Origin of the sequence: Acinetobacter sp. GWC1_38_13 (assembly GCF_001767535.1) — a bacterium.
GTDB classification, from domain to species: Bacteria; Pseudomonadota; Gammaproteobacteria; order Pseudomonadales; family Moraxellaceae; genus Acinetobacter; species Acinetobacter junii.
The window spans coordinates 62,619-63,122 of sequence record NZ_MELG01000097.1; the positions used below are offsets into that span (position 1 = coordinate 62,619).

The window sequence follows — 504 nt, forward strand, 5'->3', positions numbered from 1 at the left end:
CGATTTGGCGACTCCTGATTTTCTTTGTTGGTACGATTATCGTGATTTGTGCTTTATTGCCTTATGACATGGCAGGTTTAAATGCAAATTCGGTAAGTAATAGTCCTTTTGTAACTGTATTCAATTACATCGGTATTACATATGCTGAAGATATTATTCGTTTTGTGATTATCACTGCATTGTTATCTGCTGCGAATTCTGGATTATTTGCTGCTTCACGTATGATGTGGTCACTATCGACTAAAAATCAGTTACCTAAAGTTTTCGCAAAATTGACACGTTCAGGTACACCAATTATTGCAATTATCGTGACGATGTTTGGTGCAATACCTGGTTTATTGTCTGAGCATTTTGCCCCTGAAACAATTTTCAAAAATTTATTAGGTGTCGCTGCATTCACTATGGTTGTAGTGTGGATTTCGATCTGTGTCTCTCAATTTAACTTCCGTAGACAATGGATTAAATCTGGTAACACCGTTAAAGATCTCAAATTTGCTGCGCCCT

Annotated in this window: 1 protein-coding gene; it reads left to right on the top strand. The window is 36.9% G+C overall.

All coding sequences use genetic code 11. The features are described 5' to 3' along the window. On the top strand, positions 1-504 hold a 504-nt coding region (locus A2003_RS10465; RefSeq protein ID WP_286687317.1), incomplete at both ends, for an amino acid permease.